The sequence below is a fragment of the Fulvivirga ulvae genome, from assembly GCF_021389975.1.
GTDB classification, from domain to species: domain Bacteria; phylum Bacteroidota; class Bacteroidia; order Cytophagales; family Cyclobacteriaceae; genus Fulvivirga; species Fulvivirga ulvae.
Map to the genome: position 1 here is coordinate 298,411 of NZ_CP089981.1, position 14,382 is coordinate 312,792.

The following is a 14,382-nucleotide window of genomic DNA, read 5'->3' on the forward strand; positions in this document are numbered from 1 at the left end:
GCACATTTTGGATAATAAAAATATAATCAGGCTATTAAAACAAACCTGCTCTCTGATGGAGCTGCATGGTGAGAATGATTTTAAAATAAAAAGCTACAACAATGCAATTTTTAACCTGGAAAGGGAAAAAGGAGACCTTTCCGGTATGACCGCAGCGGACCTCTCCAAAATCAACGGTGTAGGAAAATCCATAGCCACGGCCATTGACGAGATCAACCAGACCGGCTCGTTTGCAGCTCTGGATAAATATTTGGAGCAAACACCTCCAGGCGTAATTGAGCTGCTGACCCTCAAAGGAATTGGCGCGAAGAAAATACGGCAGTTATGGAAAGACCTGGAGATAGAAAGCAATGAAACCCTGCTTCAGGCCATTGAAGAAGGTAAACTTGCCAAGCTCAAAGGCTTTGGAGAGAAAACACAAAACAACCTTAAAGAAGCTATACTATTTAAGCAACAGCACAGCGGAAAGCTGCTTTATGCCGAAGCTGAGCCCTTTGTAAATGCCCTGAAGGAAAGTATAAAACAACAGTTCTCTGATGTCCAAATTGCTGAAAGCGGGGCGTTCAGGAGAAAAACCGAGATCATTGAAGAGATACTGTTTGTAATTGCTTCGGAGCAGGAATCCCAAATTAAAGCATACCTCTCCGCTACTGAAGCACTTGAATATAATCAAAAACAATCAGGCCCCTTTACCTGGCGTGGCGTACTAACAGAGACTGCCACTCCCGTACGGTTCAGGTTTACCTCAAAAAACAACTTTCACAAAGATCTTTTTATTACCACCGGATCGCACACGCACCTTTACCACATGGTAAAAGAGCAAAAGTGCCTGCTCGACCTGGTTCGGGAAGCCGGACAGGTGGACTCGGAAGAGGAGATATACCAGCTTGCTGACCTTAAGTATATAGCACCGGAACTCCGTGAAGGGCAGTTTGAATTTGATTCCACAAAAATGGAGCAAAGGGAAAACCTTGTAGAAATGGGCGACCTGAAAGGAATCCTCCACAACCACTGCACTTATAGCGACGGAAAGCACAGCCTGGAGGAAATGGCTACTTATTGCAAAGAGCTCGGCTATGAGTATCTTGGTATAACCGACCATAGTAAGTCTTCATTTTACTATGCCAACGGCCTGTATGAAAACAGAGTAAAGGAGCAACAGGCTGAAATAGATGAGCTTAATAAAAAGCTTGCCCCGTTTAAGATCTTTAAAGGCATAGAATGCGACATCCTTCCCGATGGCAGCCTGGACTATGATAACGATACCCTGGCCAGTTTTGATTTCATAGTGGCCTCCATCCACTCTGCTATGAGCATGGATATTGAAAAGGCTACATTGCGTGTATTAAAGGCAGTTGAAAATCCTTTTACAACTATCCTGGGACATATGACTGGCAGGCTTCTGCTACAAAGAGACGGCTACCCTGTAGATCATAAAACTATTATAGATGCCTGCGCAAAAAACAATGTGGTAATAGAGATCAATTCGCACCCCAGAAGGCTGGACATCGACTGGCGCTGGATAGACTATGCCCTGAGTAAAGGCGTGAGGCTGAGTATTAACCCTGATGCCCATGCCAAAGAAGGCTACCACGACATGATCTATGGCGTGCATATAGGCCGCAAGGGAGGGTTGACCAAAGAGATGAACCTGAACAGTATGAGCCTGGAGGAAATCAACAAATATTTTGAAAGCAGAAAGGAAAAGGCATTGAACATGGCTGTTTAGTACACTCTATCTTTCCTTCAATTCTATTGGTGTTTTCTCTTTAAAGTGAATCTAAATGGTCTGGCAGGGGACAGAACACGGAGAAGATCAAGAAAGAGAGAATGACTGCAAAGTTAAAATGCGGCTTTACTAAACCTCCGAAAGTTTGCTAAAGCTTAACCGTTCTGGTATACAGACAGTTACAATACTGCCAAACTGAAGTAATTCCACCCTCTCTGCCCGGCGGCTGTCCCCTGACAGCCTCATATCCTCATACTCTACAACATAGTGCAAGTTAAATAACCTTTCAGAGACCGGACAGATCAAAGAAGAGAAAATGACAGCGAACAAGTTTAACTTTTCAGATATACTGACTGTTGTAATATCGCCAAGCAGTAGAACTCCACCCCCTTCTTTGCCGGCATCTCACTCAATTATTAACAAAAAACTTAAGTTTTATTAAGATTTAGTAGTTTGTCACAGAGCAGAGAGAGCATGAATCAGAAAAATCCGTGCATTTAGTCTAATATCCGGACTTGATGACATCGTATAACCGACCATAAGATGGAAAAATTTCGTTAATTACTATTACGAATTAGGGCATCTGCATCTGGTATTTTATAATCTTTAGCAAAAAGTTACAGGTGTTGATAATCTCTGAAACTTTCCCCTAATCAAACCGTGTTGTCCCTTCTAATAAACAGAAATTACCAGTATATTTGTCTCCTTTTTAAACTACCGTTCACTTCATGGTTTTTAGTATTCTTCTGATCTTATTTTTTGCCTGCGCCACCATTCAGGTTATCTATTTCATAGTGTTTCTTGTTTCCTTTTCAAAATATAAAAATGCACCAGCTTCCGCCGATCAGCCGCCCATATCGGTAGTAATATGTGCCCATGATGAAGAAGAAAATCTCAGGAAACTGCTACCTAAACTGTACGCTCAGCAGTACCCTGAATATGAAATTATAGTGGTAGAAGACCGGTCCAACGACAGCACTTATGACTTGTTGCTGGAGGAGACTACCCGGGAGCCGAAGCTTAAAATGGTAAAGGTCAACCACAAGCCGGATAACTTCAACGCAAAAAAATATGGTCTTACCCTGGGCATTAAAGCAGCCAAACATGATCGCATACTACTCACGGATGCAGACTGCGAGCCCAACAACGACCAGTGGATAACCGCCATGGCCGCTAACTTTGATGAAAATGTCCAGTTTAACCTTGGGTTTTCCTTCTACACCACAGCTAAAGGCTTTTTGAATACCTTTATTAGATTTGAAACGTTATGGACTGCCATGCAATATTTGGGAATGGCGCTGGCAGGAAGGCCTTACATGGGAGTTGGGAGAAACCTCGCATATAGAAAATCAATTTTCATCAACAAAAAAGGGTTTAATCCACACCTGGGCTTAACTGGCGGTGATGATGACCTTTTTGTAAACCAGCACGCCATCAGTAAAAGTACAAGGGTGACAATCGGAGAAGATGCCCTTGTGTATTCTCACCCTAAAAAAACCTGGAAAGCTTTTTTCAGACAAAAAATCCGGCACATTTCAGTTGGAAAGTATTATAAAACCACAGATAAAATCATTTTAGGTGCATTTTCGTTTACACATATATTATTTTGGTTAATTTTAACCATCCTGCTTCTCTTACGTATTGAACTATACTTGGTGGCAGGAAGTTTTTTAATAAGAACCCTGTTGATTTACCTTACATTTAATATTATCTGTAAAAAACTAGGTGTTAAGTTTAATTTTTGGGGTTTGGTATTCTTAGATTTGATTTTTGTCTTTTATTATTTGATAACGGGCGCCACAGCATTATTTACAAAACGGGTTCGATGGAGTTAAAAAAGCAATTCTCTGACAAAGCATTAGAAGATTTCCGGTTAATAGATCAGGCAGTCAAAGAAGGTGACGAGCAGGCTTTTGCCATGCTTATGGACAGGTACAAGAGGCCTGTATATCATATGATCCTCAAAATGGTGAGAAATGTCGATGACGCAGAAGATCTTACTATTGAGGCATTTGCCAAGGCATTTAAAAACCTGCACCGGTTTAAAAAAGACTATACATTCAGTACATGGCTATTTAGGATCGCCACCAATAATGCCATAGATTTCATTCGTAAAAAGCGGCTGGAAACTATGAGCCTCGACACCTCATTTACTGATGATAATGGTGAGGCAGTACAGATCGATGTGGAAGACAAAAACCTGAACCCTCAGGAAGAAACTATCAAAAGCCAGAAGATAGAGCTTATACAGATGTTTGTTACCAAGCTTCCCGCAAAATATCAGAGACTGGTCAGGTTACGTTATTTTCAGGAATTGTCATACGAAGAAATAGCCACTGAGCTTGACGCACCGCTTGGAACAGTAAAAGCCCAACTACACCGCGCCCGCGAACTGATGTACGATCTGGTAAAGAACAAAAAAGAACATATGTAGAGCAGTTGACGGTTTACCGCTCGCTTGTTTACAGTTTTTAAAACAAAACGGTAAACTAAGAATAGTAACCTATAAAACAGTGAACCGAGGACGCTGAACTGAAACAGTGAATTCAAAATTTGCCGCTATGAACAACATTTATATTGACGAGTGTTCTATAGAAGATATCATCTCAATAGCAAAGCAAATACCTGAATTTGAAAACCCTTACACGATAGACGAATATAAAAAAAGGCTATCGGGTGTTCCTTTTCTTGCACTTAAAGCTGCAGTTGATGGTAAGGATGCCGGTTTTAAGCTGGGTTACGAACTTGATAGTAGTACGTTCTACACCTGGTTCGGAGGTGTACTCCCAGTGTACAGACAAATTGGCCTGGCCGGTCAGCTGGCCAATGCTCAGGAAAGCTGGGCCAAAGCCCGGGGCTATAAAAGGATAAAGCTAAAAACCCGCAATTATTTAAAACCAATGTTGATATTTGCAATGAAAGGCGGCTTCAACATCATTGAAATTGAAGAGAGGCCAGACATTAATGAAAACCGGATAATCCTTCAAAAAGAGCTTTAATGAACGCTGATATCATATTTAAATATTTTCCTGACCTTACCGCAGTGCAAAAATCGCAGTTCAGCGCACTTTATAACCTCTACCATACCTGGAATGAGCAAATTAATGTAATCTCGCGCAAGGATATAGACGAGCTCTACACCCGCCACGTGCTTCACTCGCTGGGTATTGCCAAAATAATATCCTTCCAACCCGGAACAAAAATTCTGGATGTGGGTACGGGAGGCGGTTTTCCGGGCATACCACTGGCCATCATGTTCCCCCAGGCAGGTTTTCATCTGATAGATTCTATCGGTAAAAAAATAAAAGTTGTAAAAGGGGTGGCCGAATCACTCGGCCTCACAAATGTGACAGCAGAGCAAATCAGGGCAGAACAAATTGAAAATCAGTATGATTTTGTAGTAAGCCGGGCAGTAACACGTCTTAAGCCTTTCTATCAATGGATCAAATACAAATTCAGACCCGAATCTTTTAACCCATTACCAAATGGTATACTTTATCTTAAAGGTGGCGACCTCCGCGAAGAGCTGAAAGAGGCTAAAAAAAAATATCAGTTGTACGAACTGCCAGCGTATTTTGAGGAAGATTTCTTTGAAACCAAGAAAGTTGTTTTTGTTCCTGTAGACTAGCTATCCTTTAACGGAATCTGGCGCTGCTATCTTTTACCAGACTTCTGAAATCTGGGGAAGCATTTCCCATAGTGAGGACACCTCCTGGAAAATCCTCCTAGCGCAGAAAGCAAACAACACTAAGAGGATTTAAGCCATTTAATTTTTCTCGAGAGTCAGGTAATCTTTTTCTCCGTTGCTTCCGCCGCCATGCTCCAGGCGAAGCTTGGCGTCTGTCATTTCCACTACCGCCCAATCTTCACTTAGCAACTCATCAAAATCGTCCTTTGAAGTGTACAGTATCACAAGCTCAGCTACTCCGGCATCATCTTCAGCAGTCCAGCTCCCCATCTGGGTCTTAGTCCCGCTAGTAGCTTCAAGGTTTCCATTATCATGAAAAGTAAGACTAAAGCCATCAAAATGGCTGCTGAGGTCAGTATCTGACTTCAGCAGATAGGTTATATGCCATGTGCCTTCTATTATAGTGGCAGTCAGGTTCTCAGGGGCGGGTGATACAGAAGCAGACTCATCGTCATCAGAGCAGGAAAAGGCGAATAAACTTAAAGCAACTAAGGAAACTAAAAAATGTACTTTCATAATTTACTATTTATTGGTTTTGAAAAAATGGGGAAGCGAAAATAGTAATAAACAAACTCTCTCGGCAACAAAACATACAATGAAAAATTGAAAGCCTCCGCGAGACTGTCCCTCCGTGGTCATAAACATCTGAAATCCAAAACTTAACAAAACGATAAAACAAAAAAGTTTGTAATTAAAAGGTTTATCAGGAGCTTGTAAGTCCATTTTAAAAAATTGCGACTATGCTTAACTACCCGCAACCTGTAATTTCCGGTAAGCTTCTATGGCAGGAAACCCCCATAGAAATAGCGACCGATGAAAACATAGCTCCTTTCGGAGTTTTGGTTGATGACCATCAGGAGTATTCAGAGAAACCGGATTCAGGTGGGTCGGTTTTTAATTTCTGGTGGAAAGGCAACTCCATTTTCAGCGAAGATGAGTCCGAGAACGATAGTGCTTTGCTTGGGTGGTCAGTTGCTCCTGAAGAGGCAGAGGAAGCTGAACCAACCAGGGATCAGGCACTTTTATGGCATGCATGTCAATATCCTGATACCGGGCAACTTTATTTTCCCTTAAGAGGTGAGGATTATATCATTGTGCTGGCAGAGCCTCATCAAGACATCAGGCCAAAACACTTTCGTGCTTTTCATATTACCGGGGGCAAAGGCATATACATCCACCCGGGAATATGGCATGAAGGTATAATTCCTCTGAATGAAAGGGCCAGTTTTTACAAACAAGGTGATACAGATAATCGTGTAAACATGAATTTCGCAGAGGATATGGGAGCTTTTCTTGCTATTCCGTTAGAAAAAGTAAGGGGTCTATAATCGATCCATCCGCTGGATAAGTTTAAGCATGGCCTCTTTATGCACGATTAATTCTTTCACGGTTGCATGTAGGGTTATTACTTTGGAAAGATCAGGAAAACTGATTTTTCCTTTCGCATAGGAATACGCAATCAGAATGGGGATGTAGTTTAAAGCCAGCACCAGCTTCTGACCACCATCAGTCTTTGTCAGCCTGAACCCCATCTTTTGGGCGGTCCTTTCATTGATAATATATGAAGTACCTTTGATCACCAGCTCCTCCCTGCCCTCCTGCTCATATTTCTCCACCATCCGAATCAGCCCTTTGAGGTAGCTCAACAGGATTATTGCTTTTCGCCCGGCAGGCTTCACCGTCATCAGGTTAAAATAATAATCAAACAGCGTACCTCCATGAATGACTACCTCACCTTTTCTCTCCTGTGATGCGATAAATAAAGGGGAATAGTAAGTAAGTTGTCCGCTTTTAACCCCAACTGGCACATCTATAAAAGGAGCTGCTACTGCTATCAGTATGGGGATGACCAAAGCAAGCAGGTAGAAGTTAAATGCCAAGACCATGGCCAATAATCCAAGGATACATAGTAAAAGAACTGCTCCGGCCTTCCATACAAACAATTTTTGCTGTCTGTCGGATTTCGTAAAAAATGGGTGTTTGACCTCCTTCAATATTCTTTAAAATTCAGGCTCTTAATTAAAGAGATTTTAGTTCAATACTCAGGTTTTCACGTGCCTGAGCTTCAAATTTATCATAGAAATGGTTCGTTTTAAAAATACGATCCATACTCAAAAAATACTGCAAGACCTTTTTACGTCCCGGCTTGTAGAGCATATCCGGATAGATGTGGTATTCTTCCCTTACCTGCCTCGCATACTCCATGTATTGGTCATGGGCACACCCCAAAATCGACAGATCAGCATCTGTAAACAGGTTGGTATCATTGTCACTGGCGTCCGCGTGACCTTTGGTAGCAAGAATCATGTTTCTGCATTTATCAACTCCATCTTTTGGGAAATTTATACTTTTCAGCCTTTCACCGGCCATCCTGGCGCTTTTTTCTTCATTATCTCTCCTGGCCGGGTTGTAGACCAGATCATGATAAAAAAGAGCAAATAGTGTAACATCCCAATCCTTTATCGATAGTTTCACCTCACTTAACTGCTCAAGCAGGTTCTCCAGGTGATGGAGGTTGTGGTAATAACGGCGTTTGCCGGAGTATTTGGTTTCGATTTCAACCCAAAAGCTATCAGGCAGGGCTGCATCGTCCGTATATCTCCGCACCTGCCCTTGAAACAACTTCTTCAAGTTATATTTTGTGTCAGTTTTACTTTCCATCAAAGCTTACTACAGCCATTACAGGCAAGTGATCTGAGGGAAACTTGTCGTCAAAAAAGTCTGAGATCGTTTCATAAGCCTGTACCTTCATACTTTTCACAAAAATGTAGTCGATGCGTGGGAAATCCTTATCAGCAGTTAATTCAAAGCCGCTGAAAGTCCCCTCCGGCCCGTAGGCCTCAGAAGCACTTTCCTTCCTCCCGTCATTCAGTTGCGAAGTCAGAATTTTGTAGGGCTCAGCATCAGGTGTCACATTAAAATCCCCCGAAACTACAACAGGAGCTGCTCCTGTCAACTTTCCAAGCTGTTCCAGGATCAATTTAGCACTATTAGCCCTGGCCTCAGTGCCAACGTGATCAAAATGGGTGTTAAGATAGTAAAAACGCTGATGACTGTCAGTAACCTCAAAGGCTGCCCAGGTAGCAATTCTTGGCAGAGCGGCATCCCAGGCTTTGGAAGGCTTGTCCGGAGTTTGAGAAAGCCAGAAAGTACCACCCTCTACCAATTTAAATTGCGAAGTTTTGTAAAGAATCGCGGAATATTCTCCCTTCTCTTTGCCATCATCACGTCCGGTGCCAATGTAATCATAACCCTCAAGCTCCTCCAGCAGATAATCCAATTGATGTTTCATGGCTTCCTGCACGCCGAGCAGATCAGGATTATAATGCTTAATGAGTTTCACAACATTATCTCTGCGCTGCTTCCACCCATTGCCATTGTCAGCATCGGAGGGGTTGTCATACCGCACATTATAGCTCATGACTTTAAGGCCTGACTGACCAATGACGGTGGAATATGCAGAAACGGATAGCATAAAAAGTAATGTTAGGGTAACTCTTCTCATAATAAGAAATAATTCAATAATGGAAAAAATGTAATTATGGCGTGCCAATACCTAAGCCGCTACCGTTGCCTCTTTGTATTTTTGATGCAACCACTCCTTACCCTCTTCCTCCGTTTCTACCAATTTCATTTGCCGGCCGGTGAAAGCAATAATCGAGTTCACCATAAGACGAGATAGCGCATTGAGCCCACTAACCGCCGTGGCCTTAGAATGCGGATTATTCTTTTTCACTGTTTCCTTGATCTTCTGAATCAGATTGGAATTGAACCGCGCATCCTTGGCACTGACCAATGCATACACTGATTTAGGTGGCATTTTACTGATTATCTTTTGATTTTCATCGAATACAGCCATTGCTTCTTCAGGCGAGGCATTGGAGATATCAGTATAAACAATGTCTAGCTCCTTATATTTAATCACACTACATGATGCCATAAGATATTCGCTATAAATTTTAAAGAATGAATAAACTAATTTATGCGTTAAAATAACAATTTTAATAATAATAGTGACAATTATTAAATTATAAATTCTTCAACAAACAACCCTCACTATTGAATATTCTCAAAAGATGTTTTAATTAATCAATAATTATAATAAATTGAAATACACTTTACTTTAAAAACTGTTGTTTAACCAAAGAAAGAAACATCCTGCCGATCATACGATTGCCCGCCAGATAAGGAAGGGTAACGAGCAGGCTTTCCGCCTGTTATTCGACCAGTATCACCGGCAATTATACCTGTTTTCCTTGAAAATGGGGATGCCCCAGGAAGAAGCTAAGTGCATAGTGCAGGAAGTTTTTATCAACGTTTGGAAAAACCGGGCCTCTATAGATGAAAACCTGTCTTTAAAAGCCTATTTATATACCATAACCAAAAGACTGGTAATAAAAAAAATTAAAAGGAAAGTACTCGAGGACAGCTACCTAAGCAACCCGGAAAACCTACCCCCTGTATACCATCAGCAAACAGAAGACTACATTATTTTCACCAACCTCCTCGACCAGGCACACGAAGGCATAAACAAACTCTCTCCCGGCCGAAAGCAGATCTTCATGCTCAGCAGGCAGCAAGGCCTTTCAAATGAGGAAATAGCTGACAAGCTTAACCTTTCAAAGAGAACTGTAGAGAATCAGCTTTACCGTGCTACCAAAGAACTCAGAGATATACTAGGACCTGATTTTATAGAAAAGTAAAAAATTTTATGGTGGCGTGAGTAAAGTAACAGGCTCAGGGTAATAATACTACAAAGAGCTATGTTAAACCACGTCACAGGATGAAACAGGAACGACAATTAATCAAAAAATATCTTGCAGGGAACTGCACTGAAGAAGAGCAGAAAGCTGCGATGAAAATATTGAGTCAGCCTGGGACATCCTCTTTACTTGATGAAGTGGCCGATGAAGTATGGAACGAGCTACCCCAAAACGAGGCACCTTTAACTGACTCTGAAGGCATTTACAAAAACATTGAAAACAAACTTGGCTTTGGTGCCTCAAAAGCTAAAATCAGTACCCTCAAACCCTGGCTTTACGCCGCCTGCATAAGTTTTTTGGTTATCTCTACTTTCTATTTTGTCCAGCAGCGATCCGTAAATACACCTCCCATTCAGGAGTTGGTAATCAAAAGCATGCCTGCCGGTCAGAAATCAACAATTATACTGAGTGATGGTTCCAAAATTATTCTCAACTCGGGAAGCAAAATAAGCTACCCTAAAGCATTTAGCGATTCCAGTCGGGTAATAACGCTTGAAGGCGAGGCCTTTTTCGATGTAGTCAAAGACAAAACAAGGCCGTTTTCCGTGGTAGCCAATGGTATTGTGACCACTGCTTTAGGTACCTCTTTCAACATCAATGCACGTGGGCCTCTTTGTCGCATAGCACTTGCTACAGGCAAGGTTATTATTAACAATGAAAATGATACCAGGAAAAATAAAAACCAACAATACATCCTTACTCCCGGTGAAGCCCTTGAAGTAAATACTTCTGCTAAAACCACCCGTAAATTTACATTCGACCAGCAGTCCGAACTCCTCTGGAAAGATGGTATCCTGTACTTCAGGAATACCCCCCTTGAATACATTGTAAAAAGACTGGAACTCTGGTATGATGTAGAGTTTCAGTTCAAAAACAAAACCGGTATGCAGAAAAAGTATACCGGACGATTTGAGAATGCGAGCCTGGAGCATGTTTTGGACAACATGAGTTATACCCTGAATTTCGAATACTTCATTCAAGGCAAGAAAATAACCATTATCAATCAACCTTAACTACTACCCAATGTTAAAACTGATCAAAAAAATCCTCATCATGGCACTGGGCTCCATAGCAGTCATTGTTCAGGCTGCAGAAGCACATCATGCCAAGGTGAAGAGTGTAAGAGAAGTTTACATCGATCTGCACCTCAGGAAAGCGACTTTAAAAGAAGCTTTTGCACAAATGGAAGACAAAACAAATTTCCGTTTCCACTATTGCGACGATGACATCAATGAGCACCTGCACCTCACTAAGGAATACAAAAATTCATCTATCGCCTCCATCCTCCAGGACCTATCCAAAGAAGCCCGCCTCAAATTTCGCCAGATCAACGAAGACATTAGCGTAAGTAAACTACGATACCGGGACAGAAAGGAAGAAACAGTCCAGGTAGATGTTATCACCAAAACCATATCAATTACTGTATTTGATGAGAACCAACAACCCCTCCCAGGGGTGAATGTGGTAGTTAAAGGCACAGCAACGGGTGGCACAACTGATCTTTCCGGAAACCTGGTACTTGATATTCCCGATGATGCAACACTGGTGTTCAGCTACATAGGGTATAAAACCCAGGAGGTAGCCGTGGGAGATAACTCTACGCTAACCATTAACATGGAGCTGGATGAGGCCCAGCTGCAAGAGGTAGTAGTAGTAGGCAGCAGAAACCAAAACCGTACTGTACTGGAAACGCCCGTTCCGGTTGATATAATTGCAGTTGATGAAATAATTAAAGACGTACCCCAACTTGAAGTAGGACAAATTCTGAATTATGTCGCCCCTTCATTTTCTTCCAACCGCCAAACTATAGCCGATGGCACAGATCATGTTGATCCGGCTTCACTCAGAGGGCTGGGTGTAGATCATGTATTGGTACTGATCAATGGCAAACGGAGACATAACTCTGCACTAGTCAATGTTAATGGTTCCGTCGGACGTGGTTCCGTAGGTACCGATTTGAACACTATACCTGCCGCAGCTATTAAACGCATAGAAGTGCTGCGAGATGGTGCCGCTGCCCAATACGGATCGGATGCCATTGCTGGTGTCATTAACATTGTGCTGAAGGACAAAGTGGACGAACTTTATTTTTCGGGTACCCTGGGACAGACCTACGAAGGAGATGGAGAAAATGCCCAGTTTAATGTAAATTATGGCTTTAAAGTTGGTGAAAGAGGCTTCATAAACCTGACCGGGCAGTACCAGTATCGCGGCCGAATTGATCGTGCGGGGGAATGGGACGGCACAGTTTTCAAAACTGATTGGGATGGCTCATCGCCAGGCATATACGCCGAAAATTTTCAGGCGGGAGATTTCAGTCCGTTTGATGTGGGTAAAAAGTTAACACAGCAAGAGGCTGATGCCATTAATGACGCCAATGCTTTTACCAATAACCTCACTCCGCAACAAGAGGAAGCATTGATCAACCAGAACGGGGGCCGCAGAGCTTTTACCATGAAGGTAGGTCAGTCCGAAGCCATCAATACCGCCTTTACGATGAACAGCTCTTTTGAGATAGATGATGATAAAGAGTTTTACATATTCGGTGGCTTAAACTCCAGAAGAGGCCAGGCCACGGGTTTTTACAGGTTACCCAATCAGGACCGTACACTAACTACGGTATACCCCAATGGCTTTCTGCCCGAAATCAACTCTGAAATTTTTGATGGCGCCATTACGGGCGGCCTCAGAGGGCAAATAGGAGAATGGTATGTAGACTTTAGCAATACCTTCGGCACCAACTCATTTACTTACCACGTTACCAACTCGCTTAATGCTTCACGAGGAAATAGTACAGCAACAACATTCAATGCTGGTGGCTTCAAATTTTCCCAAAATACCACCAACCTCGATTTCAACAGATACTTTCCTGATCAAATTGAAGGGATAAATGTGGCCTTTGGCGCTGAGTACCGCGTAGATACTTATGAAATATTTGCCGGAGAAGAAGCCTCTTACAGGAACTATGGCAATGTAAATGTGATAGACACTCTTGCGGACGGGTCCCCGTTTTCAAATGAGTTTAACCAGGTCAATATCTTTTACAATCGTCCCGGAGGAGCCCAGGTATTTCCGGGCTTCCAGCCTGAAAATGAGCTTAAGGAAAGCCGCTCAAATGTTGCCCTTTATTCAGATATAGAGCTAAACTTTACCAAAGATCTTTTCATTGATGTAGCCGCCAGGTATGAAGACTACAGCGATTTCGGAAATACATTTAACTGGAAAGTAGCCAGCAGATGGTCTGTCACCAAGCCATTGGCCATTCGTGCAGCGGTAAGCACAGGTTTCAGGGCACCATCGTTACCTCAACGATACTACAATAGTACTTCTACTTTGTTTTTTCTCAATGCAGAAGGTGTAAATGTGCCTAATGAAGTGGGTACATTCAGAAACGACTCACGCATAGCTGAGCTTTTTGGTATACCCAATCTATCCAACGAAAATTCAATAAATGTGAGTGCCGGTATTACCTGGCAGATTAATGATAATCTCAATTTCACTTTAGACGGTTACGGCATCCGTATTGAAGACCGGGTGGTACTTACCGGCTCGTTCAGTTCAAGCAGCAGTGATGAAATAGCAGCAATTCTTAATGAAGCCAATGCTGCCTCGGCTACGTTCTTTGTCAATGCCATAGATACAGAAACCAAAGGGCTGGATATGATCCTTACACACAGAACTCCTTTAGCAGGTGGAACTCTAAGATCGTCACTTGCCGCTAATTTCACCTCTACAGAAGTTACAGATGTCAATATCCCTTCAAGTCTTCAGGGAGCACCCGATCAATTCTTTAACCGGGAGGAAAGAAACCGCTTTGAAGATGCTCTGCCACAATCAAAAATAAACCTCACTCTGCTTTATCATATTGGCAAATTCAATATTACCCTTTCCAACGTCAGGTTCGGAGAAGTTTGGGTAAGAACTGTCAATACCGACACCAACGGTGATTTTATAGATCAGGAATTTGGCGCAAAAATAATCACAGACCTTAGTATTGGATATAATATTACCGACCATATCAATCTTACAGTTGGGGCAAACAACCTCTTCGACATATATCCGGATGAAAACCGGGCTGAATTCAGGAGTAACGAACGGTTTGTCTACTCCAGGCGGGCCACCCAATTCGGATTTAACGGAGGATTCTATTTTGCCCGGCTAAACCTCACTTTATAAAAATACAAAAACATAAATAACGTACC

14 protein-coding genes are annotated in these 14,382 nt (G+C 42.3%); 9 read left to right on the forward strand and 5 right to left on the reverse strand.

Annotation, left to right across the window (positions count from 1 at the left end; genetic code table 11):
- The first annotated feature begins 7 nt into the window (after positions 1-7).
- The 5 genes from polX to rsmG all read left to right on the forward strand — a co-directional run bounded on the left by polX (position 8) and on the right by rsmG (position 5,357).
- Positions 8-1,729: a DNA polymerase/3'-5' exonuclease PolX gene (gene polX, locus LVD17_RS01270; protein WP_233764197.1), complete on the forward strand. Its 1,722-nt coding sequence runs from the start codon at positions 8-10 to the stop codon at positions 1,727-1,729.
- A gap of 728 nt (positions 1,730-2,457) precedes the next feature.
- A complete protein-coding gene (locus tag LVD17_RS01275) occupies positions 2,458-3,564 on the forward strand; it encodes a glycosyltransferase (RefSeq protein WP_233764198.1) in 1,107 nt (368 codons plus the stop codon).
- A complete protein-coding gene (locus LVD17_RS01280) occupies positions 3,555-4,163 on the forward strand; it encodes a sigma-70 family RNA polymerase sigma factor (protein ID WP_155173279.1) in 609 nt (202 codons plus the stop codon). Before LVD17_RS01275 ends, LVD17_RS01280 begins: the two co-directional genes overlap by 10 nt.
- A 127-nt stretch (positions 4,164-4,290) precedes the next feature.
- On the forward strand, positions 4,291-4,728 hold the full coding sequence (locus LVD17_RS01285; RefSeq protein WP_233764200.1) for a GNAT family N-acetyltransferase: 438 nt from the start codon (positions 4,291-4,293) through the stop codon (positions 4,726-4,728).
- Positions 4,728-5,357, forward strand: coding sequence for a 16S rRNA (guanine(527)-N(7))-methyltransferase RsmG (gene rsmG / locus LVD17_RS01290; RefSeq protein WP_233764211.1), 630 nt, complete (start codon positions 4,728-4,730; stop codon positions 5,355-5,357). Before LVD17_RS01285 ends, rsmG begins: the two co-directional genes overlap by 1 nt.
- 138 nt (positions 5,358-5,495) lie before the next feature.
- On the opposite strand, the gene LVD17_RS01295 is transcribed toward rsmG, so the two are convergent.
- On the reverse strand, positions 5,496-5,933 hold the full coding sequence (locus LVD17_RS01295) for a hypothetical protein (protein WP_233764213.1): 438 nt from the start codon (positions 5,931-5,933) through the stop codon (positions 5,496-5,498).
- A 224-nt stretch (positions 5,934-6,157) separates the two neighbouring features.
- Here LVD17_RS01295 and LVD17_RS01300 point away from each other — a divergent pair, with 224 nt between their 5' ends.
- Complete coding sequence (locus LVD17_RS01300; protein WP_233764220.1) at positions 6,158-6,745, forward strand: ureidoglycolate lyase; 588 nt, start codon at positions 6,158-6,160, stop codon at positions 6,743-6,745.
- On the opposite strand, the gene LVD17_RS01305 is transcribed toward LVD17_RS01300, so the two are convergent.
- The 4 genes from LVD17_RS01305 to LVD17_RS01320 form a co-directional block, all read right to left on the reverse strand.
- Complete coding sequence (locus tag LVD17_RS01305) at positions 6,740-7,360, reverse strand: hypothetical protein (protein WP_233764228.1); 621 nt, start codon at positions 7,358-7,360, stop codon at positions 6,740-6,742. The genes LVD17_RS01300 and LVD17_RS01305 overlap by 6 nt on opposite strands.
- A gap of 76 nt (positions 7,361-7,436) precedes the next feature.
- Positions 7,437-8,048 carry an HD domain-containing protein gene (locus LVD17_RS01310; protein ID WP_233764229.1) on the reverse strand — a complete coding sequence of 204 codons (612 nt, stop codon included), beginning with the start codon at positions 8,046-8,048 and terminating at the stop codon, positions 7,437-7,439.
- A 19-nt stretch (positions 8,049-8,067) separates the two neighbouring features.
- Positions 8,068-8,922 carry an endonuclease/exonuclease/phosphatase family protein gene (locus LVD17_RS01315; protein ID WP_233764230.1) on the reverse strand — a complete coding sequence of 285 codons (855 nt, stop codon included), beginning with the start codon at positions 8,920-8,922 and terminating at the stop codon, positions 8,068-8,070.
- A gap of 51 nt (positions 8,923-8,973) precedes the next feature.
- Positions 8,974-9,357: a hypothetical protein gene (locus LVD17_RS01320; RefSeq protein WP_233764231.1), complete on the reverse strand. Its 384-nt coding sequence runs from the start codon at positions 9,355-9,357 to the stop codon at positions 8,974-8,976.
- 193 nt (positions 9,358-9,550) lie between these two features.
- Here LVD17_RS01320 and LVD17_RS01325 point away from each other — a divergent pair, with 193 nt between their 5' ends.
- The 3 genes from LVD17_RS01325 (at position 9,551) to LVD17_RS01335 (ending at position 14,356) form a co-directional block, all read left to right on the forward strand.
- On the forward strand, positions 9,551-10,120 hold the full coding sequence (locus LVD17_RS01325; RefSeq protein WP_233764232.1) for an RNA polymerase sigma-70 factor: 570 nt from the start codon (positions 9,551-9,553) through the stop codon (positions 10,118-10,120).
- Positions 10,121-10,200: 80 nt separating this feature from the next.
- Positions 10,201-11,193, forward strand: a complete 993-nt coding sequence (locus LVD17_RS01330; RefSeq protein ID WP_233764233.1) for a FecR family protein — start codon at positions 10,201-10,203, stop codon at positions 11,191-11,193.
- A 10-nt stretch (positions 11,194-11,203) separates the two neighbouring features.
- Positions 11,204-14,356, forward strand: a complete 3,153-nt coding sequence (locus tag LVD17_RS01335) for a TonB-dependent receptor (RefSeq protein WP_233764235.1) — start codon at positions 11,204-11,206, stop codon at positions 14,354-14,356.
- The last annotated feature ends 26 nt before the right edge of the window (positions 14,357-14,382 follow it).